The following is a 24,427-nucleotide window of genomic DNA, read 5'->3' on the forward strand; positions in this document are numbered from 1 at the left end:
CGCCCGCCCCGCGCCCCGCGCCGCGCCGCCCCGCACCGCACCCCGTCGATCTAGGGCAAATCGTCGTGGATTGAGATCAATCAGCGCTGATTTTCCCTAGATCGACGCGGCGGGGCGGGCGCAGCGGGGCGCGGGCGCGGCGCGGCCGGGGCGCGGGCGCAGCGGGGCGGGGGCGGACGCAGCGGGGCGCGGGTTACGCGTGGGGGCGGGACTTGGCGTAGGTGGCGAAGGCCGTTAGGGACTCGGGGTTGGCTAGGGCGCCCTTGGCAGCGGCCTGGTCGATCGGAGTGCCGGTGAGGATCTTCTTGACCGGCACCTCCAGCTTCTTCGCCGAGAGGGTGCGGGGCACCGCGCGTACCTGGTGGATCTCGTCGGGTATGTGCCGGGGTGACAGGGCGGTACGCAGCTCACGGCTGATCTTTCCGCGCAGCGGGTCGTCCAGCTTCAAGCCCTCGGCGAGCACCACGAACAGCAACAACTCACCAGCGCCGCCCTCGTCGTCCTCCAGGTGTACGACGACCGAGTCGACCACCTCGTCCAGTCCCTCGACCACGGAGTAGAACTCGGCGGTGCCCAGCCGTACCCCACCTCGGTTGAGGGTGGCGTCCGAGCGGCCGGTGATCACGCAGCCACCCCGGGCGTTGATGGTGATCCAGTCGCCGTGCCGCCAGACACCCGGGTAGACGTCGAAGTAGGCCTCCCGATAGCGGGTGCCGTCCGGGTCGTTCCAGAAGCCCACCGGCATGCTCGGCATCGGCTCGGTGATCACCAACTCACCCAGCTCGCCGATCACCGGCGTGCCGTCGGCGGACCGGGCCTCCACCTTGGCGCCCAACGCCCGGCAGGCGATCTCACCGGCGTACACCGGTAGTAGTGGCACCCCGCCGACGAAGCCGGTGCAGACGTCGGTACCGCCGGAGAGCGACTGGAGCTGGAGGTGGTCGCCGACGGTTTCGTACACCCAGGTGAAGCCCTCGGCGGGCAGCGGCGCACCGGTGGAGCCCAGGCCGCGCAGCGCGGACAGGTCGGCGACGTCCCGGGGCACCAGCCCTGCCTTGCGGCAGGCCAGCAGGAACGGCGCCGAGGTACCGAAGTAGGTGGTGCCGGTCTCCGCCGCCAACCGCCACAGCCCGCTCAGGTCGGGCTCGGCCGGCCGGCCGGGCTCGGCCCGGACCCCTGGGTTGCCGTCGAAGAGCACGATGGCCGCACCCACCGCCGGCCCGGAGACCAGGAAGTTCCACATCATCCAACCGGTGGTGGTGAACCAGAAGAACCGGTCGGCGGGGCCCAGGTCGTGGTGCAGGGCGAGCATCTTCAGGTGTTCCAGCAGGATGCCGCCGTGGCCGTGCACGATCGGCTTGGGCAGGCCCGTGGTGCCCGAGGAGTAGAGCACGTACAGCGGGTGGTCGAACGGCACCGGCGTGAACGTCAGCGGCTCGTCGGTGGGCTCTGCCAGCTCGGCCCACTCCAACGCGCCTGCCGGCGGGGAGCCCGTCGTGTCCAGGTAACCGATGCTGACCGTGTGCCGCACCGACGGCAGGGCGGCGCGAATGGCGGCGACCTCGGCAGCGCGGTCCACCGGCTTGTCGCCGTACCGGTAGCCGTCCACGGCGACCAGCACGGTCGGCTCGATCTGCTGCCAACGGTCAGTGACGCTGCGGGTGCCGAACTCGGGCGCGCAGGAGGTGAAGATCGCTCCCAGGCTGGCCGTGGCCAGCAGCAGGACGTACGTCTCAGGGATGTTCGGGGCGTACGCCGCCACCCGGTCGCCGGCGGTGACGCCCAGCCGGCGCAGCCCGGCGGCCACCCGACGGACCTCATCGCGCAACTGCCCGGCGGTCAGCGTGACCGGCGCACGGGTCTGTCCGTGCGCGATCACCACCGGGTCGTCGTCGGCGCGCCCCGGCATCCGCAGGACGTTCTCCGCGTAGTTGAGCGTGGCGCCGGGGAACCAGCGCGCCCCCGGCATGGCCCGCTCGGCCAGGGTCGCGGTCGGCGGGGTGTGGGCCACCACCTCGAAGTGGTCCCAGATCGAGCGCCAGAACCCGTCCAGGTCGGTGGTCGACCACCGCCACAGCGCGTCGTAGTCCGCGAAGTCCAGCCCACGGTGCTCGCGCAGCCAGCGCAGGTAGCCGCCGATCCGGGACCGCTCGCGTACGTCCGCTGGCGGCGTCCACAGCACGTCACCCACTGCTCCACCCTCCCCCTGGCCCGGCACGGCACTGTGCATGGGCCGTGGCGCCATCTTGCCCTACCTCGAAGCGCCATTCTGCGCACCGGTTACGACCACCGACGCGTGCCCACCCCACACTCCAACCCGCCCACCCATGTGGGACGAAGGAAGGGCACCTTGTTAACGCCGGGTGTTAATAGGGGCACCTTGTACAACGCCAGGCGTTAATAAGGTGCCCTTCCTTACATCTCAGCCTGCGCGATGCGCCTGGATGGCGCGGCGGCGGGCGAGCCGGTGCGCGCGGCGGATCTCGGCCTCCTTGTAGCGGCGCTCGTCCTCGGCCGTCTCCGGCAGCACCGGGCGGACCGTCCGTGGCGCACCGCCGACGTCGACCCCGACGAAGACCAGGTACGCGGTGGCCACCCGGACGGGCGCGTCCTCGGCCGAGTCCCACCGTTCCGCGACCACCCGGACGCCCACCTCCATCGAGGTCTGCCCGGTCCAGTTGACCTGGGCGTGGGCGTGCACCAGATCACCGACCCGGACGGCCTCCGAGAAGACGATCTCGTCGATCGCCGCGGTCACCGCGGTGCCGCCACTGTGCCGCGCGGCGGCGGCTCCCGCCACGTCATCCACGAACTTCATCAGGACGCCACCGTGCACGGTGCCGTACAGGTTCACGTCGACGGCGGTCATGATCTTACTCAGCGTGACCCTGGAGTACGACGTCGGCTTGCCGGTTGGTGCGGCGGAGGGGTGCTCGGTCATGCTGGAAACGGTACGGTGCGCGGATGCGACATCTCTGGAGCTTCCTCGCCGGGCTGGTGGTGGCACCCATCACGTGGGCGCTGGTCACACTGGGGCAGGACGGGTCGAGCCGGACGGTCGACCGCTGGGTGGAGATCGGCACCTTCAACACGGCCAACCTGATCGAGCCGGCCGTGTACCTCGGTGTCGGCGGTGTCCTGCTGGGCCTGGTCGCCACACTGCGTGTCTCGCCGCTGGGCCCGCTGGTGGCCGGGCTGCTGCTGGTCACCCCGTACGTCGGGATGTTCGTGGCGCCGTTCGAGGTGCGGGATGCCATCCCGCAGGAATGGAAGGTGTTCGGCGATCCGCTGCCGCTGCGGCTGCCGGTGGAGAACGGCACGCTCTTCCTGATCGGCCTGCTGCTGCTGATGGCGACGTTCAGCGGGCAGCGCTGGCGGCAGTGGCCGCGTCCGGCGACCGAGCCGGTCACCGAGCCAGTGCCGGCACCGGCGGACACCCCCCGTGGCGACAACTTCACGCTCACCGACTGGCCGCCGGCCGAGCCCGCGGAGCGCGACACCGCTCCGCTCACTCTGGGTTACCCGGCAGATCCGACGCCGACCGAGCCGCTGCCCCGCCGGGTGGGTGGCGAGTCGCCGTGGTCGGCGCCGCCGCGCGGCCAGCCGCGCGGTGAGGACACCACCGAGATCCGCTGATCGTCGGGCGGGCCGGGTGACCGGCCCGCCCCCTAGTGCAGGGCGACGGCCAGCTCCGCGTCGACGGTGCCGAGGGCGGCGCGAGGCACGACGAGGAGCATGACCGCCAGCGCGGCGGCCATGCCGCCAGCGATCACGATCGCCATCGGTACGCTCCCCGTGCCGAGCAGCCCCACCAGGGGTGCCGACAGCGCGCCGACACCGAACTGCACGGCGCCGAGTAGCGCCGCGGCGGTCCCGGCGGCCTCGCTGTGCCGGGTCATGGCCAGCGCCGGCGCGTTCGGCAGCGCGAGGCCCGCCGCGGCCAGTACCAGCCACAGCGACGCCAGCAGGGTGCCCAGGCCACCGATACCGGTCGCCGCGAACATGACCAGCAGCAGCCCGGCGACGGTCCCGGCGATCAGGGCGCCGCGCAGGATCTGCTGCGGGGTGTACCGGCGCAGCAGCCGGACGTTGAACTGGGTGGCGCCGATCAGGCCGACCGAGCCGGCACCGAAGGCCAGGCCGAACTGCTGCTCGTCGAGGCCGTACTGCTTCTGCAGCACGAACGACGACCCGGAGACGTACGCGAACAGGGCGGCCATGGCCAGCCCGGCGACCAGCACCAGTCCGACGAAGGCCCGGTCGTTGAGCAGCCCCCGGTAGTCGCGCAGGGTGGCACCGACCCCGCCGCGCCGACGGCGGGCCACCGGAAGGGTCTCCGGCAACCGGAACGCGGCGACGGCGATCAGCAGTGCGCCCAGCACCGCCAACGCCGCGAAGACGCCCCGCCACTCGGTCCACCGCAGCAGGCCACTGCCCAGGGTCGGCGCGAGGATCGGCGCCAGCCCCATGACCAGCATCAGCCGGGAGAAGATCCGGGCGAAGGCGGCGCCGCTGAACAGGTCGCGCACCACGGCGGTGGCGACCACGGTGGCGGCGGCCACCCCGAGCCCCTGGAGTACGCGCAGCGCGCCGAGCACGGCGATGCTGGGCGCCAGCACGCAGAGCACGGACGCCACCACGTGCACGGCCAACCCGGCCAGCAGCGGCAGGCGCCGGCCGAGCACGTCGGAGAGCGGCCCGACCAGCAACTGACCCAGCGCGAGACCGACCAGCGTGCCGGTCAGCGTCAACTGCACCGCGGTCTCGGTGGTCTGCAGACCTGTCGTGATGGCGGGCAACGCCGGCAGGTACATGTCGATGGTCAGCGGCCCGACCGCGATCAGCGCGCCGAGCACGAGGACGAGCTGGGCACGCTGACGACCGGTCATCAGGTCACCGGGCAGGACCTCCTCGGACACCGTCACGGACTCGCGCTCGGTCTTGTCCACCAACTGCTTCATCATCTCGGTCTCTCTGCGGGTGGCCGTACGTCGTCAGACGTGCCCGACGTTGGGCAGCGAGTGGGACGAGGTGAGTGGTGGTGGCGGGCCGCCCAGTGGCGGCCGGACGATCGGGCTCTGTGATTCTCCCTTCTCAGGACCGTGGTGGAGCCGTACGACGAGGCAGTGTGTGGCGACTCACGTGCGTCGCAGACGCATCGACGAGACGATAAGACTACTAAAGCTATCGGAAATAGCGGGTATGCTCGGACGGTCGAGGGAGTGGATCCATGACCAAGTCGCTGTTCAGCTTCCCGAACCCGGTGAACGAGGTGTCGGCCCGTCTCGTCGCCGGCGGGGTGGTGATCCTGTCCGTCGCGTCGATCGCGCTGGACCAACCGTGGCTCACCGCCGTCATCGCGTACGGGTTCGTCGCGCGGGTGCTCACCGGTCCGAAGCTCAGTCCACTCGGCCTACTCGCCACTCGGGTGATCACGCCCCGGCTGCCGGTACGGGAGAAGCTCGTTCCCGGTGCGCCCAAGCGGTTCGCCCAGGGCATCGGAGCCGCACTGACCGTCACCGCCAGCGTGCTGGCACTGGGTTTCGGTCAGCACGGCGCGGCGTACGTCGTCCTGGGCGCGGTGGTCGTGGCGGCCACCCTGGAGTCGGTGTTCGCCTTCTGCGTGGGCTGCACGATCTTTGGTTGGCTCATGCGGCTCAGACTGGTGCCCGAGGCCGTCTGCGCCGAGTGCAACGACATCTGGAACCGCGCGCCCGCCGCGCGGCCGGTGCAGCCGCGCGCCCGCTGAGCCCCGGGCGACGCCCCTGAGACGCCGGGTCCGGACCGAGTCGCCTCGGCCCGGACCTGGCATACGGCGACGTGTCGCCGTGCCCGTTGTCAGGAGGCGTACGCCTCGAGTTCCACCACCCGCGAGTAGCCGGCGGTCTCGTTGCTGGCCAGCGTGAGGATCCGGAACGCGGTCGCGGTCACCGGCGTGAAGGTCGAGCTGACCAGACCGGCCACGTTGCCGCGTACCTGGGCGACGGTCTGCCAGCTCTCGCCGACCCGCACCTGTACGTCCCAGTCACGCAGGCCGTACCGGGCGGCCGGGTACTTGGTGGAGTCGAGCGTGTAGAGGTCGACCCGGCCGACCGTCTCCGGCCGGTCGAAGGTCACCTGGAGCCAGTCGGGGAAGCTGCCCTTGTTGGCGTCGTTCCAACCGGTCGTGGTCGCCCAGTGGTTCGAGTCGCGGTCGCCGTCCACGGCGCCACACGCCGGATACAGCGGCAGGTTCTCCGAGGATGCCGTCACCGGCACGTACCGCGCCAGGTTTCCGGTCGTGTCGACCGGCCCCGGGACGACCTCCACCGGCACCGAGAGCCGGCGTTCGCCGGACCGGACGGTGACCGCGTACCGGCCGGGCGGGGTGTCCCGGGGTGCGGTGACCGTGATCGGCACCTTGAGCGTGTAGCCGGCCGGCAGGTAACTGGAGACCAGGTTCCTGGACAGTTGCAGCGGTGCGCTCACCTCGAGGAACGCGTCGGCGTACACGTCCGCGCGTCCGGTGTTGCCGAACTGGAGCTGGAACCCCTGGTTGGCGCAGGGGATCGGGTTGACCTGGACCAGGTTGACGTCGGCGGCGAGGCTCAGCCGCGTCGGGTCGGGGCGGTTGGCGACCGCGGGGGCCGTGCCGCCGATCGCCACCAGGGCGAGGACCGCACCGGCGACAGCGGCCTTGCGGCCACGGGACAGGCCGACGATCCGGCGCCAGAGAGTACGTGTCATGACTCTTTTCCTCATACCGGGTTCAGGCCGGGGTTGCCGGCTTCGACGGCGAACGAACTGATCGTCGCGACCGGGGCGTCGGGCCGGTCGACGTACGGCACCGCCCGGTAGTCGGCCCGCAGCTCGCGCTCGGTGAGCTTGACCCTGAGGTAGCCCCGCCGCTCGTTGACGAGCTTCAGGTGCGGGTTGCTGTCCAGGAACTTCTGCCCGGTCGCGGAGACCTCGCTGCCGTTGCCGCCGCTGCTGATCGACGTCGCCACCAACTCCACGCCGTACGTCTGCGAGGTGGGGTCGGCGAAGTCCCTCTTCATGTCCAGCGCGTACGCGGCGTGCACGTCACCGGTGAGCACGACCGGGTTGCGTCCCCGCAGCATGGCGAGCCCGTCGAGGGTGACCTTCTGCTCGGCCGCGTAGCCGTCCCAGGCATCCATGTTGTACAGGTCCCCGGCCGTCGGGTCCTGGTCCATCCGGCTCATGATCACCTGGTTGGCCAGCAGGTTCCAGGTCGCGTGCGAGGTGCGTACGCCGTCCAGCAGCCACCGCTGCTGCTGCGCGCCGGCGAAGGCGCGGGCGGGATCACGCCGCTCCTCGGAGTCGACCTTCCAGCCGTCGCTCGATGCCTGGTCGGCGCGGTACTGGCGGGTGTCGAGCACGTTCAGTTCGGCCAGCCGACCGAAGGTGAACCGGCGGTAGAGCATGTAGTTCGGTCCGCGCGGGGCCGGTGAGCGCAGCGGCATGTGCTCCCAGTAGGCCCGGTAGGCACTGGCCCGCCGGACCAGGAAGTCCTCGACCGGGGCGTTGCTCTTGGAGATCAGGCCCGCGTAGTTGTCCTGCACCTCGTGGTCGTCCCAGGTGGGGATCCACGGCGCCGACTGGTGCGCGGCGCGCAGGTCGGGGTCGGACTTGTACAGCGCGTACTGGAGGCGGTAGCGGTCGAGCGTGTCGGCCTCGGTACGGAACTGGTTCGGCACCGGCTGTTCGAGGTTACGCAGGCCGCCCGAGGTGGAGACGCCGTACTCGTAGATGTAGTCGCCGAGGAACAGGACGGCGTCGACGTCCTCGGCGGCGATGTGCTGGTGCGCGGTGTAGTAGCCGTCCGGGAAGGACTGGCAGGAGGCGACGGCGAAGGTGAGCTGGTCGACCCGCTGGCCGGGCGCCGGAGTGGTCCGGGTACGGCCGACCGGGCTGATGTACCGGCCGACCTTGAAGCGGTACCAGTAGCGCCGGCTCGGCTGGAGCCCGCGGACGTCCACGTGCACGCTGTAGCTGTACTCCGGCCGCGCGGTCGCCTTGCCGGAGCGCACGATGCGCCGGAAGCGCTCGTCGCTCGCGACCTGCCACTCCACCTCGACCGCGTGGTACGGCATACCGCCCAACGGCTCGTACGGTCGCGGCGCCAACCGGGTCCAGATCACCACTGCCTCGGGCAACGGGTCGCCGGACGCGATGCCGAGGGTGAACGGGTCGTCGGGCAGGGTCGCGGTGGCCGCGGTGGCGCTCGACCCGTTGGGCAGGTTGGTGGCGAAGGCGAGCGCCGTCGCGGCACCGGTGACGGTCAGGAACCGCCGCCGCGCCAGACGGGCGGCTGGTCTGGGGTCTTCCTCTGCGATCACGCGCAGGGGCTCCTCTCGAAAGGGGCACGATTCGTCCTGCAAACGTTGATCATTAATTGGTAGCCAGATGACCCTCGGGTGGCGAGGCGCTGAGCATGGTGTGGACTCGTCCCGACATCCACCCGACAACGGCCGAGCAATGCCAGGTCACGGCGCCGCTAGCGTGATCTTGGTCATCCGACGCCGACCCGCACGCGAACGGGCGCCAGGGAAGACCTCCCTGGCGCCCGCAACGGTTTTCCACCCGACTCAGGACGCGGTCACGCCCGAGCCGGGTAAACAGCCTGCGATCAGCCCTGCAGGAGCTGCCGGGCCATGACGATTCGCTGGACCTGGTTCGTACCCTCGTAGATCTGGGTGATCTTGGCGTCGCGCATCATCCGCTCGACCGGGTAGTCCCGGGTGTAGCCGTAGCCGCCGAGCAGCTGCACCGCATCGGTGGTGATCTCCATGGCCGCGTCGGACGCGAAGCACTTGGCCGCCGCCCCGAAGTAGGTCAGGTCCGCGTCGCCGCGCTCGGACTTGCCAGCGGCGGCGTACGTGAGCTGCCGGGCCGCCTCCAGCTTCATGCCCATGTCGGCGAGCATGAACTGGACGCCCTGGAACTCCGCGACCGCCTTGCCGAACTGCCGGCGCTCGGCCACGTACCCCTTGGCGTAGTCGAGCGCGCCCTGCGCGATCCCGACGGCCTGCGCGGCGATGGTGACCCGGGTGTGGTCCAGGGTGCGCATCGCCGTGGCGAAGCCGGTGCCCTCCGCGCCGATGATCCGGTCCGCCGGGATCCGCACGTTGTCCAGGTAGACCTCGCGGGTGGGCGAGCCCTTGATGCCGAGCTTCTTCTCCGGAGCCCCGAAGCTGACCCCGGCATCGGACTTCTCGACCACGAAGGCCGAGATGCCCCGGGAACGGGCGGACGGGTCGGTGACCGCGAAGACGGTGTAGTAGTCCGAGACGCCGGCGTTGGTGATCCAGCGCTTCACACCGTTGAGCACCCAGTGATCCCCGTCACGCACCGCCCGGGTGGTCATCGACGCCGCGTCGCTGCCCGCCTCGGGCTCGGAGAGGCAGTACGAGAACATCGCGTCGCCGGCCGCGACCGGCGTCAGGTAGCGGCGCTTGAGCTCCGCCGAACCGGACAGAAGCAGCGGCATGGTGCCGAGTTTGTTCACCGCCGGGATCAGTGAGGAGGACGCGCAGGCGCGGGCAACCTCCTCGATCACAATGGCGGTGGCCAGCGCATCCGCGCCCGCGCCGCCGTACTCCTCGGGGATGTGCGGTGCGTGGAAGTCGGCCGCCCGCAGTGCGTCGTAGGACGCCTTTGGGAACTCCCCGGTCTCGTCGGCCTCGGCGGCGTGCGGGGCCACCTTCGCCGCGCAGACCTCACGGACCGCCGCCCGGATCGCCTCGTGCTCCTCGGGCAACCGGTAGACGTCGAACGACTCGCCTGCGGCCATGTCGGCCCCTCCCCTTCACCGCTATCATGCGCAGTCTGTGGCGTCTCCTGACCGCCGACCGCGCAGACTGAAGACTAGCGACTGCAGTTCAGGTGATGTTACCGGCGCGTAGGTACAGGCATGACGGAGCACCCACGACGCTGGGCGATGATGGAACACAGACAGTTGAGCCACCCCTCCGGTGCCCGGCCAGGCGCCGCAGCAAAATGCGACGCGATGGAGCGCCGCCAGTGCGAGCGGAGAAGACAGGCGTGACGATCCCCTACCCCACCATCCAGCCGACACCCGCCATCGCCGCGGTGACCCCGCCCAGTGGCGCGCCTCGGCCCCGGGTGACCTTCCTGGGGACCGGCTACCTCGGCGCGACGTACGCCATCTGCTACGCCGAACTCGGGTACGACGTCCTCGGGTTCGACGTCGATGCCGACAAGATCGCGATGCTCAACGCCGGTGAGGTGCCGATCCACGAGCCCGGCCTGGACGAGCTGCTCAAGCGCAACCTGGCCGCCGGCCGGCTGCGGTTCAGCACCGACATCGCCGAGACCGCCGACTTCGGCGACGTGCACTTCATCTGCGTCGGCACCCCCCAGCGGGCCGGCGGAATGGGCGCCGACCTGTCGTACGTCGAGGCGTCGGTGACCAGCCTCGCTCAGCACCTGACCCGCAAGGCGCTGATCGTCGGCAAGTCCACCGTGCCGGTGGGCACCGCCGAGTGGGTGGAGCAGCTCGTCGGCAAGCACACCCAGACCGACCTGGGCGTCGAGGTGGCGTGGAGCCCCGAGTTCCTCCAGGAGGGCTTCGCCGTCGACGACGTGCTGCGCCCCAACCGGATCGTGGTCGGCGTGAAGAGCGAGTGGGCCAACGGCATGCTCTACGCCGCGCACAAGGGCGTCTTCGACCTGGCCGCCACCGAGGACCGCGAGGTGCCCCTGGTGGTCACCGACTTCGCCACCGCCGAGCTGGTCAAGGTCGCCGCGAACGCCTTCCTGGCCACCAAGATCTCCTTCATCAACGCGATGGCCGAGGTGTGCGAGGCCTCCGGCGGCGACGTGACGCAGCTGGCCCGGGCGATCGGCTACGACCCGCGGATCGGCAACCGGTTCCTCCAGGCCGGCCTCGGCTTCGGCGGCGCCTGCCTGCCCAAGGACATCCGGGCGTTCCAGGCCCGGGCCCAGGAACTGGGTGCCGGTGAGGCGCTGCGCTTCCTGCACGAGGTCGACCTGATCAACCTGCGCCGCCGGACCCGGGTGCTCCAGCTCGCCGCGGACCTGCTCGGCCGCCGCTCCGGCCCGGCCGGCCCGGACTTCTCCGGCACCCGGATCGCCGTGCTGGGCGCCACCTTCAAGCCCAACACCGACGACGTCCGCGACGCCCCGGCGCTCGCCGTCGCCGCGCTGCTGCAGAAGGCCGGCGCCGACGTGCACGTGTACGACCCGCAGGGCACCGAGAACGCCCGCCGTGCGGTGCCCGAGCTGACCTACGAGCCCGGCATCAACGAGGCGGTCACCGGCGCCGACCTGGTCTGCGTCCTCACCGAGTGGGCCGACTTCCGCAACGCCGACCCGGTCGTCCTGGGTGAGCTGGTCGCCGGTCGCAAGGTGGTCGACGGCCGCAACTGCCTGGACTCGACACTGTGGACCCAGGCCGGCTGGGAGTACCGGGGCATGGGCCGCCCCTGACGGATCCAACCCCACCGGCCGGTCGCGGAGTACCCCTCCGTGGCCGGCCGGTGGCTTTGTTTGCCCCGGACCCGCCGACAAGAGTCGAAATCCGCGCCAGCTTTGTGCATGCTGCGACAGTGGGAGTCCACAGTGCGGGTGGAGGGGTGTCGTGGCGACCTTTCAATGCTCCTCGTGCGGCCGGGAGATCAAGCCGGCCGTCCGCTGCCCGCACTGCGGGGCTGACCAGCCGCAGTGGGTCGAACACCTGGCCGAGGTCGAGCGCTCGATCGCGGAGATGAAGGCGCGCGACGCCGCCATCGCCAGCGAACAGCGGCAGATCGCCGCCAAGATGCAGGCCGCGCTGTTCCAGCGGGACATCCTCGCGCACGCCAGCGAGGAACGACTCAAGCAGGCGACCCGGCCACGTCGGGTGCTGCGCCGCCGTCCCGGCCGCCGCCCACCGACCGCCGCACCCGGTGCCCCGCCGCCCCGGGTGCCCCGTCAGGGCGCACCGCCGCCCCCGCCACAGGACCCGCCGCCGCCGTCCTGGCTGGACGCGGACGACCCGGCACACCCGCCGGAGGCGTCCTCCCGGGAGGTGCAGAACATCCCGCTCGGGCTGGGCGCGCTGCTGCTCGGGGTGGCCGCGGTGGTCTTCGCCGCGGTGGCGACCAGCTCGATGGACGCGCTGGCCCGGCTCGGCATCCTGCTCCTCGCCACCGTGCTGATGCTGATCGCCCCGGCGGTGCTGGTGCGGCGCGGGCTCACCTCGACCGCCGAGACGATCTCCGCGGTCGGCCTGCTCCTGGTGCCGCTCGCCGGGTACGCCCTCTGGGCGGTTGACCCGTTCGGCGGCGGCGCCTCCGGCACGGTCTTCGCCGGGGTGATCTTCGCGGTCACCGCCGCCGTCGCTTTCGGGTACGCGAGTTGGACGGGCCTTCGCGCACCCCGGTTCGCCACCGTGCTCGCCGCACAACCGGTGCTGCCCCTGTTGGCGTACGACCGGATCACCGGGCCGGGCGGTTGGGCCCTGGTGCTGACCCTGGTCGCCCTCCTCGACCTCTGGTTGGCCCGCTCCCCGGTGACGGTGGAGCGGCCCGTCCCGCAGGAGCTACCGGCCCCGGGCACGCCGTCGACGCCCCGCCAGCGCAGCACCGAGAGCCGACCCGAGGCCGACCCGGAGGAGGCCGCCGAGCTGATCGACGGCGGCGCGGGTGGCACCGAGACCCAGCCGACCCATCCGGTGCCCGGGCTGCGGGAGCTGATCTGGCTGCTGCACGGGATGGCGGTCGCCGTCGCCCTGGCGTACGCGGTCACCGCCCTGCTCCGGGCCGAGACCGTGCCGGTGGCGACCGGCGCCGGGTTGGTGCTGCTGCTGGCCGCCGCGGTCGGGCTGGCCGGCGCGCTGGTCCTGCGCCGCCCGCCGCTGCCCGACGTCGCCGCCGGCATCCTCACGCTGGCCGTGATCGGCGCCCTCGGCCGGATCGCTTCGGTGGCCCTTCCCGGCCGCGCGTTGCTGCTGATCGCGGCCGTCATCACGGTGACCGGGCTGGCGGTCCGCGCGGTCCCCGAGAACGCCCGACGCGGGCCGCAGATCGCCTCGGCCATCGCGCTCACCGTCAGCGGCCTGGTGGTCGCCGGGGGCGCGCTGCGCGCCGGCGTGGCCCCGGTCCGGGCCGCGCTGCCCGCCTGGGCCGCCGACCTCGACCGGTACCCGGGCGAACTGGCCGCCGCCGTCGGTCCCACCGCCTGGCAGCTCGCCGCCGCCGCGTTCCTGCTCACCATCGCCGCGATGCTGGCCCTGCCGCCGGAGATCCGCCGGGAGTTCGCGGTCGCCGGGGCGGCACTGACCGCGCTCGCCGTACCGGCCTCGTTCGCTCTCGGCTGGGCGACGGCACCCTGGCCGATGGTGCTCACCGCCGTCGGCATCGGGGTGATCGGCCTCTCCGCGCGGACCAGCCGGGCCGCGCTGGCACACGCCGTCGGGGCCGCCGTGGTGGGCCTCTTCGGCGCGGGGGCCAGTCTCGCCAGACCGGCGCTCACCGCCGCCGTCCTGCTCACCCTCGTCGCGGCCGGCACGCTGGTCGCGCTGGCGTCCCGGATCCGGATCGCCTCGTCCGCCGCCGACACCGTCACCGCCTGGGCCGCCGGAGGCGCCGCGTTCGCCCTGCCCGGCGCGGTGGCCGCGTTCGTGGCCGCGACCGCGCCGACCGACCCGACCCCCACCCCGGCCAGCCTGCGCGAGGTGACCGTCCCGGTGCTGGCGGCGAGCTTCCTCGCGGTCTGCGTGACCCTCGGCTACGCGGCCGTGGTGCAGGTCTCCCAACGGCGCATCCCAGCGCCGCTGTCGATCGGCACCGGGCTGGGCGCGCTGGTGGTCACCGCCGCCGCCTTCGGCGCGCCCGGTGCGACCGTCGCCGACGCCTGGGTGGGCGCGCTGTTGCTGGTCGCCGCGGTGCTGCTCTTCCTGGCACCGTCGATCGACGCCGGACGCCGCTCAGATCTCACCCTGGACGGCTCGGACCTCGCCGCCGCCGCGGTGACCACCGCCCTGATCGCCACGCTGGTCCGGATCGCCGCGGTACTCACCCCGGGCGGGCAGTTGGCGGTGGCCGCCGGCTTGGTGCTGGTGGTCGCCGTGGGCGCCCGCGCGATGCCCGAGGAGTGGCGGCGTGGGCCGATCCTCGGTATCGCCGTCGGCGGCCTGCTGATCGGTGTACTCGCCGGCTGGACGGCGCTGCGCGGCGGGCTCGGCGTGTTGGCGACGCCCGGGCCGATCTGGGCCGGCGACCTGTCCGGCTGGCCGGCCGCGCCCACCGGGGGCGACACCTGGCAGGCTCCGGTCGCGTTGGCGCTGCTGGCGGTCGCCGCCGGCATCCTGCTCCCGCCACCCTGGCGGTGGGACGTGTCCGGCGTGGCGGTGGTGCTCGCCACGATCGGCGCGCCGGCGGCGTTCGACCTGCCCTGGTGGTCGCCGGTCCTGGTCGGCGGCATGGTCGCCACCGTCTTCGGAATGGCCGCCGTCGCCACCGAGGAGGCACGGGCCGGGCTGTCCCGAGCCACCGTGGCCGGGGTCGTCGCGCTGCACGCGGCCGGTGCCGGGCTGGTCCGACCGTGGACCACCGCGCTCGCGTTGGGCAGCATCGCGTTGATCGGCGTGGTGGTGGCCATGCTGGCGCGCGTACTGGCCGGTCCACAGGTGACCGACATCGAGACCGAGGGGATGCCACCGCACCTGGTGCAGATCGGTGGTGCCGCCGCCGGTGCCGCCCTGCTGGCACTCCCCGGCGCCGTGGCGGCGTTGGCCGCCGAGTTCGGCCACTCGGCGCAGGTGGTGCTGACCGCCGCGCTGGCCGCGTCCAGTCTCGGCCTCGCGGCGGTGGCCGCGGTCCGTCGGCAGGTGCCGCAGTACCTGCCCTGGGTCAGCGTGGCCGTGGTCGGCGGGGCCAGCATCAGTGCGCTCGCCGCCATCCCCACCGGCCTCGCCGCCGGTGTCTACGCGGCCGCCGCCGGGCTGCTCGGCGTACTGGCCGAGTTGATCCGGGCGGCCACGGTGCCACCGGCCGGCTCGGCTCAACCGGTCCGGCGGTGGGCCGTACTGCTCAACGGCGCCCTGCGACGGTTGCCCGACGACCCGGAGCGCCGGCGATGGCGGATCGACCCGGCCGCCGGTGCGCTGGCCGCGGCGGCCCTGCCGACCGCCCTGGCACTCGTGTCGATCGCTCCCACGCTGTTCGCCGCCCTGGTCGACCCACACCGCACGCTGACCCGCATCTGGCAGGGACCACCGCCGGAACTGCTCAACCCGCCACCCGACGTGGTCGATCCGACCCACGTGCTGACCGCGCTGCTGCTCACCGCGACGGCGGCGTTGGCGGCGACCGGGTTCAGCGGCGGTCGACGGTCCCGTGCCGTACCGGTGGTGCTGCCCGGCGCGGCCGTCACGCTGCTGATCACGCCCATCGCGCTGGGCAGCGGCTGGCCGGCGAGCGCCCTGGCCGCGCTCTCCGTCTTCACCATCTCGATGCTCGGCCTCGCGTTGACCCCACCGCCGCCGCTGGCCGAGCCGGCCCGTTCGCTGCGGCTGGCCCGGGTGCTGGTGTTCGTCATCGGCCTGGCCGCTGGCGGCGCCGGGCTCGCCGGCAGCCTGGCCACCCGGGAGCTGACCCTGTTCACCCTCGGCGGCGCGGTCGGTGTGGGCGCGGTGGCAGCCCTGTTCGGCACCACCCAGCGGGCCCGCATCCTCGGCTGGCTCTTCGCCTCGCTGATGGCCCAGCTCTTCGTGCTCACCGCCGGCCTGGTCGCCGGGCTGGCCGCGGTCTGGTCCGCGTTCGGGGTGCTCGCCGTCGGGGCGGCCCTACAGGTGTTCGCCGCGACCCTGCCCCGGCTACGCCGCCCGGAGGCGCAGCGCGAGGCCGCCACCGTGCAGTGGACCGGGTACGCGGCGGCGCTGATCGCGCTGGCCCTCGCCTTCGACTCGCCCCGACACATCGCCGCCCTGTTGGCCGCCTGGGGCGCGGTCCTCGGGGTGGCGGCCACCCGACCCGGTCGCCGGCCGGTGGAGCGCCGGATCCTCTTCTGGTCGGTGGTGGTATGCGAGATCACCGCCTGGTGGATCCTGATGCGGGTCGCCGACGTCGCGCTGCCCGAGGCATACACGCTGCCGTTCGCCGCGCTTGCTCTGCTGGTCGGGGTGCTGGAGCTGCGGCACCGACCGGACCTGAGCAGTTGGGTGGCGTACGGGCCGGCGCTGGTGGCCGCGTTCGTGCCCACTCTGGCGATCGTGCTGGCCACCGAGTCCAGCACCCTGCGGCAGATGCTGCTGCTGCTCGGCGCGGTGGCGGTGCTGGTGTTCGGCTCGTCGAGCCGGCAGCAGGCACCGGTGATCGTCGGTGCGTCGGTGACCGCGATCGCCGCGATTCACGCGCTGTTCAGCCTCGGTCCGTGGCTGGCGCTGATCCCGGTCGGCATTCTGCTGCTGGTGCTCGGCGCCAGCAACGAACGCCGTCGCCGCGCCCAGGAACGCCTCCAGACCGCCCTACGCGGCATGAGATGAACGAAAGGGTCAGCTGAGGGTCGCCTGGAGGGCGGCGTCCTTGGTGACGATCAGCTGTTCCAGGTCCTGCTGGAAGGTCGCCATCCGGGTACGCAGGGTCTCGTCGGACGCGCCGAGGATCCGTACGGCGAGCAGGCCGGCATTGCGGGCGTTGCCGATCGACACGGTGGCCACCGGGATCCCGGCGGGCATCTGCACGATGGACAGCAGCGAGTCCATACCGTCGAGGTGCTTCAGCGGCACCGGCACGCCGATCACCGGCAGCGGCGTCACCGAGGCGACCATGCCCGGCAGCGCGGCAGCCCCACCGGCACCAGCGATGATCACCTTGAGGCCCCGACCCACGGCGTCCCGACCGTAGTCGATCATCGCGACCGGCGTCCGGTGTGCCGAGATCACCCGGACCTCGTACGACACGTCGAACTCGTCGAGCACCTCGGCCGCCGCTCGCATCGTCGGCCAGTCCGAATCGCTGCCCATGATCAGCCCGACGGTGGTCACTCGTGCCCCTCTCGCAGCCAACGCGCGGCCCGCGCGGCCCGCGCCCGTAGGTCGTCCAGGTCGTCACCGAGAACCGTGACGTGCCCGATCTTGCGGCCGGGTCGCACCTGCTTGCCGTAGAGGTGCACCTTGGCCCCCGGCTCGGCGGCGAAGAGGTGGTGCAGCCGTTCGTCGATCGAGATCCCGCCCGGCTCACCGCCCAGGACGTTCGCCATCACCACGACCGGCGCCGCCAGCCCGGTGTCGCCCATCGGGTAGTCCAGCACCGCCCGCAGGTGCTGCTCGAACTGGGAGGTCCGGGCCCCCTCGATGGTCCAGTGCCCGGAGTTGTGCGGACGCATCGCCAGCTCGTTGACGACGATCGCCGGTCGGCCGGCCTTGTCGCGTACCTCGAACAGCTCCACCGCGAGCAGGCCAACCACGCCGAGCGCGGTGGCCAGGTCGATGGCGAGCTGCTGCGCGGCGACCGCCAGCTCCTCGTCCAGGCCGGGCGCCGGAGCCAGCACCTCCACGTTGATGCCGTCCTGCTGCACGGTCTCGACCACCGGGTACGCGGCCACCTGGCCGAACGGCGAGCGGGCCACCTGGACGGCCAACTCCCGGCGCAGCGGCACCCGCTCCTCGACGATCAGCCGGGTGCCACCGGCGAGCAGCGTCCGTGCCAACTCGGTCGCCTGGACGGCGTCGTCGACCATCCAGACTCCCCGGCCGTCGTAGCCGCCCCGGGCCGCCTTGAGCACCACCGGCCAGCCGACCTGCTCGCCGAAGCCGACCAGGTCGGCCGGCTCGCTGACCGGCCGCCACGTCGGGTTGGGGGCGCCCAGCTCGGCCAGGCGTTCCCGCATGACCTGCTTGTCCTGGGCGTGCAGCAGCGCGTCCGCCGGCGGGTAGAGGGTCACCCCTTCCGCCGCCAGCGTGCGGATGTGCTCGGTGGGCACGTGCTCGTGGTCGAAGGTGACCACGTCGCAGCCCTTGGCGAAGGTGCGCAGCGCGGCCAGATCGGTGTGGTCGCCGTACTGGACGTCGGCGGCGACGAGCGCCGCACCGTCGTCCGGGGCGACCGCGAGCACGTGCAGTGACTGGCCGAGGGCGATCGCGGCCTGGTGGGTCATCCGGGCCAGCTGGCCGCCGCCCACCATGCCGACAACGGGAAGACCGGTACGGGAATCCATAGCCTGGCCAGCCTATCCGGGCGATCGGCACGGCCAGCCGGTGGGCCGGCGCTCGCGGCGTCGGCCCACCGCCCGGCGTGGACGCTCAGCCGAGCTGGGCGACCAGATCCTCGACCGAGGTGACCGGCCGCTGACAGACGAACCCCTGACAGACGTACGCGGCGGACCCGCCGTCGACCAGCGGCCGGTCCGCGAGCAGCGGCACCCCGGGCTGGTCCGGGAGCCCGGCGACCACCACGGCACCGGGCGGGGCGTGCCGGCGGGCCGCCGCCACCAGCGGGTCACCGACCGGGTCGTCGGTCACCACGGCGATCTCGTACGGGCCGGAGAGCAGCGCCTCGCCGACCGTGGCCGCGTACCCGGCGAAACGGGCGCGCTGCCCGACGATCGGCGCGACCGTGCCGAGCGCCACCTCGGCGACCTCCCGATAGCGCGTCTCCCCGGTCAGCGCCGTGTACGCCACCAGCGCGGCGATCAGCGCCGACCGACCCGACGGGGTGGCGTTGTCGGTCGGGTCGGCCGGCCGGGCGACCAGCCGCTCCGCGTCGTCGGCGGTGTCGTAGAAGGCCCCGCCGGGCGCGGCGAAGTGCTCCAGCGCGGTGTCCAGCAGCCCACCGGCCAGGGTGAGCCAGCGGCCCTCGCCGGTGAGCTGGTGCAGCGCGCAGAACGCCTCGGCCACACAGCCGTAGTCCTCCAGCACACCGGCCGGCTCGCCGACCTTGCCGTCCCGGGAGACCCGGCGCAACCGGCCGTCCACCAGGTGCACGGTGGCCAGATGCTCGGCGGTGTCCCGCATCGCGCCGTCGGCGACGATGGTGACGCCCTCCATCAGGTTGGCGTCCTCGTCCTGCGGCGACGCGTACAGCGCGGCGACCTGCTGGAACTCGGCGATGGCGGTGATCGCGAGGCCGTTCCAGGCCGCCACCACCTTGTCGTCGCGGGCCGGCTGGGGACGGGTGTCCCGGGCCGCGAGCAGCCGTCCGACGACCTGCTGCCAGCGGGCCCGAACCTCGGGAGCCACGTCGTCGACGTCCCGGGCGAGGCGGAGCACGCTCGTGCCGTGGTCGAAACTGCCTTCTTCGGTCACGGCGAACAGGTCGGCGGCGAACCGGCCGTCGTCCTCGCCCAGCACCTCGACCAGTTGGGCGGGGGTCCAGGCGTAGGTGAGCCCCTCCACCCCGTCGGTGTCGGCGTCCAGCGCGGAGGCGAAGCCCTCCCCCGGCCGGTGCAGCTCGTCGGCGAGGAACCGGGCGGTGTCCCGGGCGATCCGGCGGGCCAGCGCGTCGCCGGTCAGCCGCCAGAGCTGCGTGTAGACCCGGAGCAGCAGCGCGTTGTCGTAGAGCATCTTCTCGAAGTGCGGCACCGTCCAGTGCGCGTCCACCGAGTACCGGGCGAAGCCACCGGCGAGTTGGTCGTAGATGCCGCCGCGGGCCATCGCCTCGGCGGTGTGCCGGGCGATCTCCAGGCTGCGGGGGTCACCGGTGCGTTGGTGGTGGCGCAGCAGGAAGAGCAGGTTCATGTGTGGCGGGAACTTCGGGGCGCCACCGAAGCCGCCGTTCGTCGCGTCGTACCCGCTGGCCAGGCTGGCGGCCGCGGCGTCGAGCAGCGGGGCGTCCAGCGGCGCGGTGGGCCCGCCCACGGCCTGGGCGCCGCCGATCGCATCGACCACCGCGGCGCCCTGGCGCAGCACCTCCTCGCGCTGGTCCCGCCAGGCGCTGGTCACCGATTGGAGCAGTCGGACGAAGTTGGCGCGCGGGAAGTAGGTGCCGCAGAAGAACGGGGTGCCGTCCGGGGTGGCGAAGACGGTCATCGGCCAGCCGCCCTGACCGGTCATCGCCTGGGTGGCGGTCATGTAGACCGCGTCGACGTCCGGGCGTTCCTCACGATCCACCTTGATCGACACGAAGTCGGCGTTCAGCTGTGCGCCGACCTGCTCGTTCTCGAACGACTCGTGCGCCATCACGTGACACCAGTGGCAGGCGGCATAGCCGACCGAGATGAGCACCGGGACGTCCCGCCGCTTCGCCTCGGCGAACGCCTCGTCGCACCAGGGCCACCAGTCGACCGGGTTGTCGGCGTGCTGGAGGAGGTACGGACTGGTGGCATCGGCGAGTCGGTTCACCCGACGACCATAGCCAGCCCCGAGGCGGGCCGCGCGGGCTCCGCCCGGACGAGCCGCCCGGCCCGGGCCACGTGGGGCCCGGGCCAGACTCGCGGTCAGCCCTTCTTCAGCCGGACCACGGCGTCATCGTCGTCGACGACGAAGATGTCGTACGTCGTGTCGTAGGAGGTGGCGGTGGCGGACACCTGGGCGGCACCCCGACGGAACGGGTTGGACGTGAACGAGGGTGAACTCGACGTCCACGCGAGGGGCGCACCCGGAGTGCACGCCACCTCTGCCCGGACGAGGCCCTCGGCGCTCTGCCCATGCCACGTCTGGGTGATCGAAGCATCCACGTAGACCGTGGCCGGTGCGGTGCAGGTCACCGTGCCGTGCAGCGTCACCTCGTCGGTTCCGGTGTCGATCGTGCCCGAGCTGGCCACCTGCACGCCGACGGCGAGCACCGGCGGCGCCGGCGGGTTGGCGACGTGCACCTCACCCCGGGCCGACCCCGTGTGGTAGTTGCAGCGCTGCTCGAACGTGGCGTCGAACCGCTCCAGATAGCCGTACGGGCCCCAGGAGATGTCGGTGACGGTGAACGAGCCGGTCTGCCCGTCCGAGCAGTAACGGTCGTTGCCGCTGAGGGAGATCCCCGGCAGCGGGCTCTCGTAGGTGTACCCGGTGGCACCGGTGTAGGTGCCCACGGCCAGCGGTTGGCCCACCGGTGCGCTCAGGGTGATCCGCCAGGGGCCGGCGGGCAGGTCGAAGACCTGGACGTTGAGCTGGTTGGCCGTACCCCAGACGTCGAAGCCGTCCCCGGCCGCCGTGGTGAACGACTTGCTCACGCCCTCGGTGACCGGGTCGTCCAGATCACCGGTGACCGCCAGCGAGCCGGACTGGGGAGCCTTGGCCTGCGCGGGTACGGCGACGGCGAGGACGCCGAACGCCGCGACGCCCAGCGCGAGTGCCAGCGCGAGGATGGGCCGTTTCCCGGAGAGTCGCATGTTGTCCCTTCGGCAGGTGGACATGGCGGCTCCACAGATCGATGCATCTGCGCAGCTCGATCGACTGTAGAGGCTCGGCGGCCGGTTGACTGCCCCGTCCGGGACCGGTCGGCGGTCAGGAGGCGCCGTCGGCGCGGAGCCGGAAGACGTTCGACTCCGCCGAGTCGCGCAGCGACCCGAGCACCGCGCCGATCTTGTCTGCCGGCATCGGTTTGAAGAAGTGGTAGCCCTGCGCGGAGGTGCAGCCCAGCTCGGCCAGGGCGATCCGCTGCTCGGCGGTCTCCACCCCCTCGGCCACCACGCGCAGCCCCAACTCGTGGGCGAGACCCACCGTGGTGCGCACGATCGCCGCCGCCTCCGGCGACTCGGCCATCCGGATCACGAACGAGCGGTCCACCTTGAGCTCGTCCACCGCGATCCGAGTGAGGAAGGTCAGTGAGGAGAAGCCGGTGCCGAAGTCGTCCACCGCGAGCTGGACACCCATCGACCGGAGCGTGGCCAGCACCTCGTCGATGACCTCCAGCTCGCTCATCACCACCGTCTCGGTGATCTCCAGAACCAGGCGGTGTGGCGGGACCTGGTGCCGACGCAGCGCGTCGGCGATCTCCGCCGGCAGCCGGGGGTCGAGCAGGCTGCGCGCCGACAGGTTGACCGAGATCGGGACGTCCAACCCCTCCCGAGCCCAGCTGGCAGCCACGGCGAGCGCCTTGTCCAGCACGTACCGGGTGAAGGTGCCGAGCTGCTCGCTGTTCTCCACCGGGCGGATGAAGTCCGCCGGGCCGAGCCAGCCGCGGCGGGGATGCCGCCACCGGATCAGCGCCTCCACCCCGGTGGGCGCGCCGGTGGCCAGGTCGACCGCGGGCTGCAACGCCAGCACCAGCTGGTCGTCGACCTGTAGCGCCTCGCGCAGCTCGGCCAGCAGGGCGAGCTGGTCGGTGCTGGCCGCGTCCCGGGTGCCGTCGTACGCGGCGACGCTGCCGCCGCCCTCCTTCGCCTGGTACATGGCGATGTCGGCACGGCGCAGCAGTTCGGTCAGGTCGGCGGTGCCGGCGTCGGCCACCACCACCCCGACGGAGACCTCGATGGACATCCGCACCCCGGCCACCTCGGTCGGCGCGGCCAGTCGTTCGGCGATCTCGCGGGCCTGGCGCAGCGCGTGCGCCATCGGGGCGGCCCGGTCGCCGCGCACCGGCACCGAGGTGAGCAGCAGCGCGAACTCGTCGCCACCGAGTCGACCGAGCAGGTCGCCAGGGCGGGCCAGCGCGCTGAGCCGGTTCGCGGTCAGCCGCAGCAGCTGGTCGCCGGCGGCGTGCCCGAGGGTGTCGTTGACTTCCTTGAACTGGTTGATGTCCAGCAGCAGCAGCGCCACCGGGTGGTCGTGGGCGAGCTGCCGCAGCGACTGATCGCCCTTGCCGAGCATGGCCGCCCGGTTGGCCAATCCGGTGAGTGGGTCGTGCACCGCCTCGTACGACGACCGGGCGGTGACCAGCCGCAGCTCACGATGGGTCGCGGCGTCGTGCAGCGCGGCGGCGAGCGCGTCGCCGAACGCGGCCACCGCGTCGCGGTCGCGGGTGGCCGGCAGTGCGGATCGGGGGAACCGGACGCGCAGGCGCCCGACCGGCGCGGCACCCACCGACAGCGGACGGATCAGCTCGTGCTCGTCGGGCTCGGACCGGTCCGGCGGCCCCAGCTCCCGGTCGACGAGCTGGCCGCCGGCGTCGCCCCGGTAGCGGTGCCACCGGCCGTCGGCGCGGGCCACGTCCACGTCGACCAACTCGGCGTTGAACAGCGCCAACGCGCCGGTCACCGCCGCGCTCGCCACGCCTCGCTCGTCGAGCTGGTTGAGAGCCGCAGTGGCCTCGGCGAAGGCCCGCCACGTACGCCGCTCCTGGTCGGCACGTAGCCGGTAGCGGTAGGTCTGCTGGAGCAGCCAGAGCAGCGGCGGAAGCAGCAGCAGCCAGCGCGGATCGAGTTCCAGCAGCGCGACCACCACCAGCCCCACGGCCACGTTACCCACGAACATCAGCAGCTTGCCGCGCAGCGCGGCGAGCAGCGGCGGCGCGATCGGCACCCCGTGCCGCAGGCCCAGCGTCACCCCGCCCAGCCAGGCGGTCACGAGCAGATAGGTCACCGAGCCGGCGATCACGGCCAGCGCCAGCATCGGGGTCGGCGGGGAGAGCAGCGGGTGCCCGAGCGCGGTGGTCACGGACACGGCCAGTGCCGACGCGGCGGCCAGCGAGGCGGCGATCCGGACGATCTCCAGCAACGGACGGCGGTCGGTGTGCAGCGACAGCACCGTCCAGGCCAGCCCGGCGCCGAGCAGGGTGGCCGAGGGCAGCCAGCCGGCGGGCGCCAGGTAGAGGCAGACGATCAGTGCCGCCTCGCCCCAGGTGATGCTGACCATGCCGGCGGCGGAACGGAACCGCAGCCGTGCGAGCTGGGCGACGGCGAGGACGGCGACGGCGATGCCGAAACGGGCGGGGCCGCCGAGCGGGTCGTCGGGAGGAAGCTTGGCCGGGAGGGTCAACCCGACCGCGGCGGCGGCCAGGGCGGTGAGCGTCACGGCGGCGGTGAGCACGAGCACCCGGGCCGGCGTGCCGCGCACCCCGAGCCGGTCGAACGGGTCGCCGACCGGGCCGGAGGTCATCGACCTCGCCCGTCAGCCGGCCGACCGACGCTACGGCGGGTGGCCGGTGCTGTGACGGTCATCGGCGGCCCCTTCCGCGCGCACGGCTCGGGGACTTTTGGTCCCCCCGGCGGAAGGCTAAGCCAAACCGGGTGGCCGCAACAGGGGGCGACCACCCGGTTCGACGTGAATCATGCGTGGACTACCCGTTCCGGTGCTGCTGGTGCCCATTGGGAGCGGGCGTGGATGAATCCCGCGCTCCGGTCTCGTCTGTCGGATCGACGACTGCGGAGTCGGCCCTGGTGGGGTCGGTCGGCCGGGGCTGCTGCGGAAACTGGTCGGGCAGCCGGCGCAGCCGCGAGTTCATGTTGCGGATCAGCAGGACGGTGGCGGTGGCCAGCAGCAGGATGAGGAAGAGGCCCATCGGCCCGGCCAGGCCACCCGTGCGGGTGTCCCCGAAGTTGTTCTCCGCGAGCACCTGGGCAGCGGTCAACATGGCGTTCCTCCGATGTG

The 24,427-nt window shown here is 72.6% G+C and carries 16 protein-coding genes; 4 read left to right on the top strand and 12 right to left on the bottom strand.

The window, feature by feature from the left end:
* Positions 1-193: 193 nt before the first annotated feature.
* The gene (locus ACFQGL_RS09180; RefSeq protein WP_377508423.1) at positions 194-2,191 is read right to left on the bottom strand and encodes an acetoacetate--CoA ligase; all 1,998 of its coding nucleotides are present in this window, start codon (positions 2,189-2,191) and stop codon (positions 194-196) included.
* Positions 2,192-2,422: 231 nt separating this feature from the next.
* Complete coding sequence (locus tag ACFQGL_RS09185) at positions 2,423-2,941, bottom strand: acyl-CoA thioesterase (protein ID WP_377508426.1); 519 nt, start codon at positions 2,939-2,941, stop codon at positions 2,423-2,425.
* 23 nt (positions 2,942-2,964) lie between these two features.
* Here ACFQGL_RS09185 and ACFQGL_RS09190 point away from each other — a divergent pair, with 23 nt between their 5' ends.
* On the top strand, positions 2,965-3,636 hold the full coding sequence (locus ACFQGL_RS09190) for a hypothetical protein (protein WP_377508429.1): 672 nt from the start codon (positions 2,965-2,967) through the stop codon (positions 3,634-3,636).
* 32 nt (positions 3,637-3,668) lie between these two features.
* On the opposite strand, the gene ACFQGL_RS09195 is transcribed toward ACFQGL_RS09190, so the two are convergent.
* Entirely contained in the window at positions 3,669-4,964 is a 1,296-nt protein-coding gene (locus ACFQGL_RS09195) for a multidrug effflux MFS transporter (protein WP_377508431.1), read from the bottom strand.
* A gap of 266 nt (positions 4,965-5,230) precedes the next feature.
* On the opposite strand from ACFQGL_RS09195, the gene ACFQGL_RS09200 reads away from it, so the two are divergent.
* Complete coding sequence (locus tag ACFQGL_RS09200) at positions 5,231-5,749, top strand: DUF4395 domain-containing protein (RefSeq protein ID WP_377508434.1); 519 nt, start codon at positions 5,231-5,233, stop codon at positions 5,747-5,749.
* 89 nt (positions 5,750-5,838) lie between these two features.
* Here ACFQGL_RS09200 and ACFQGL_RS09205 read toward each other — a convergent pair whose 3' ends face one another.
* From ACFQGL_RS09205 to ACFQGL_RS09215, 3 genes are all read right to left on the bottom strand, one after another.
* Positions 5,839-6,726, bottom strand: coding sequence for a discoidin domain-containing protein (locus ACFQGL_RS09205; RefSeq protein ID WP_377508436.1), 888 nt, complete (start codon positions 6,724-6,726; stop codon positions 5,839-5,841).
* Between the two features lie 11 nt (positions 6,727-6,737).
* Positions 6,738-8,339, bottom strand: a complete 1,602-nt coding sequence (locus ACFQGL_RS09210; RefSeq protein WP_377508439.1) for an alkaline phosphatase D family protein — start codon at positions 8,337-8,339, stop codon at positions 6,738-6,740.
* A gap of 290 nt (positions 8,340-8,629) precedes the next feature.
* Positions 8,630-9,793, bottom strand: a complete 1,164-nt coding sequence (locus tag ACFQGL_RS09215) for an acyl-CoA dehydrogenase family protein (RefSeq protein WP_377508442.1) — start codon at positions 9,791-9,793, stop codon at positions 8,630-8,632.
* A 251-nt stretch (positions 9,794-10,044) separates the two neighbouring features.
* Here ACFQGL_RS09215 and ACFQGL_RS09220 point away from each other — a divergent pair, with 251 nt between their 5' ends.
* On the top strand, positions 10,045-11,472 hold the full coding sequence (locus tag ACFQGL_RS09220) for a UDP-glucose dehydrogenase family protein (protein ID WP_377508445.1): 1,428 nt from the start codon (positions 10,045-10,047) through the stop codon (positions 11,470-11,472).
* A gap of 151 nt (positions 11,473-11,623) precedes the next feature.
* Positions 11,624-16,510 (top strand): SCO7613 C-terminal domain-containing membrane protein, encoded by a 4,887-nt coding sequence (locus ACFQGL_RS09225; protein WP_377508448.1) that lies wholly within the window; start codon positions 11,624-11,626, stop codon positions 16,508-16,510.
* A gap of 9 nt (positions 16,511-16,519) precedes the next feature.
* Here the strand turns inward: ACFQGL_RS09225 and purE are convergent, their stop codons facing one another.
* From purE to ACFQGL_RS09255, 6 genes are all read right to left on the bottom strand, one after another.
* Entirely contained in the window at positions 16,520-17,011 is a 492-nt protein-coding gene (gene purE, locus ACFQGL_RS09230; RefSeq protein ID WP_377508451.1) for a 5-(carboxyamino)imidazole ribonucleotide mutase, read from the bottom strand.
* Positions 17,008-18,183 carry a 5-(carboxyamino)imidazole ribonucleotide synthase gene (locus tag ACFQGL_RS09235; RefSeq protein ID WP_377508454.1) on the bottom strand — a complete coding sequence of 392 codons (1,176 nt, stop codon included), beginning with the start codon at positions 18,181-18,183 and terminating at the stop codon, positions 17,008-17,010. The genes purE and ACFQGL_RS09235 overlap by 4 nt, the downstream gene beginning before the upstream one ends.
* 85 nt (positions 18,184-18,268) lie before the next feature.
* Entirely contained in the window at positions 18,269-20,305 is a 2,037-nt protein-coding gene (locus ACFQGL_RS09240; RefSeq protein ID WP_377508457.1) for a thioredoxin domain-containing protein, read from the bottom strand.
* A 95-nt stretch (positions 20,306-20,400) separates the two neighbouring features.
* A complete protein-coding gene (locus ACFQGL_RS09245; protein WP_377508460.1) occupies positions 20,401-21,312 on the bottom strand; it encodes a hypothetical protein in 912 nt (303 codons plus the stop codon).
* 91 nt (positions 21,313-21,403) lie between these two features.
* Complete coding sequence (locus ACFQGL_RS09250) at positions 21,404-23,935, bottom strand: putative bifunctional diguanylate cyclase/phosphodiesterase (RefSeq protein ID WP_377508463.1); 2,532 nt, start codon at positions 23,933-23,935, stop codon at positions 21,404-21,406.
* A gap of 181 nt (positions 23,936-24,116) precedes the next feature.
* Positions 24,117-24,410, bottom strand: coding sequence for a hypothetical protein (locus tag ACFQGL_RS09255; protein ID WP_377508466.1), 294 nt, complete (start codon positions 24,408-24,410; stop codon positions 24,117-24,119).
* Between the last annotated feature and the right edge of the window lie 17 nt (positions 24,411-24,427).

It is taken from the genome of Micromonospora vulcania (genome assembly GCF_042658605.1).
GTDB lineage: Bacteria > Actinomycetota > Actinomycetes > Mycobacteriales > Micromonosporaceae > Micromonospora > Micromonospora vulcania.

What these genes read in the sequence shown, in the direction of transcription:
- ACFQGL_RS09235 (WP_377508454.1), bottom strand. Translation starts at nt 18,183, where the DNA reads ATGGATTCCCGTACCGGTCTTCCCGTTGTCGGCATGGTGGGCGGCGGC.
- ACFQGL_RS09215 (WP_377508442.1), bottom strand. Translation starts at nt 9,793, where the DNA reads ATGGCCGCAGGCGAGTCGTTCGACGTCTACCGGTTGCCCGAGGAGCAC.
- ACFQGL_RS09250 (WP_377508463.1), bottom strand. Translation starts at nt 23,935, where the DNA reads ATGACCTCCGGCCCGGTCGGCGACCCGTTCGACCGGCTCGGGGTGCGC.
- ACFQGL_RS09255 (WP_377508466.1), bottom strand. Translation starts at nt 24,410, where the DNA reads ATGTTGACCGCTGCCCAGGTGCTCGCGGAGAACAACTTCGGGGACACC.
- ACFQGL_RS09200 (WP_377508434.1), top strand. Translation starts at nt 5,231, where the DNA reads ATGACCAAGTCGCTGTTCAGCTTCCCGAACCCGGTGAACGAGGTGTCG.
- ACFQGL_RS09205 (WP_377508436.1), bottom strand. Translation starts at nt 6,726, where the DNA reads ATGACACGTACTCTCTGGCGCCGGATCGTCGGCCTGTCCCGTGGCCGC.
- ACFQGL_RS09245 (WP_377508460.1), bottom strand. Translation starts at nt 21,312, where the DNA reads ATGTCCACCTGCCGAAGGGACAACATGCGACTCTCCGGGAAACGGCCC.
- ACFQGL_RS09190 (WP_377508429.1), top strand. Translation starts at nt 2,965, where the DNA reads ATGCGACATCTCTGGAGCTTCCTCGCCGGGCTGGTGGTGGCACCCATC.
- ACFQGL_RS09185 (WP_377508426.1), bottom strand. Translation starts at nt 2,941, where the DNA reads ATGACCGAGCACCCCTCCGCCGCACCAACCGGCAAGCCGACGTCGTAC.
- ACFQGL_RS09195 (WP_377508431.1), bottom strand. Translation starts at nt 4,964, where the DNA reads ATGATGAAGCAGTTGGTGGACAAGACCGAGCGCGAGTCCGTGACGGTG.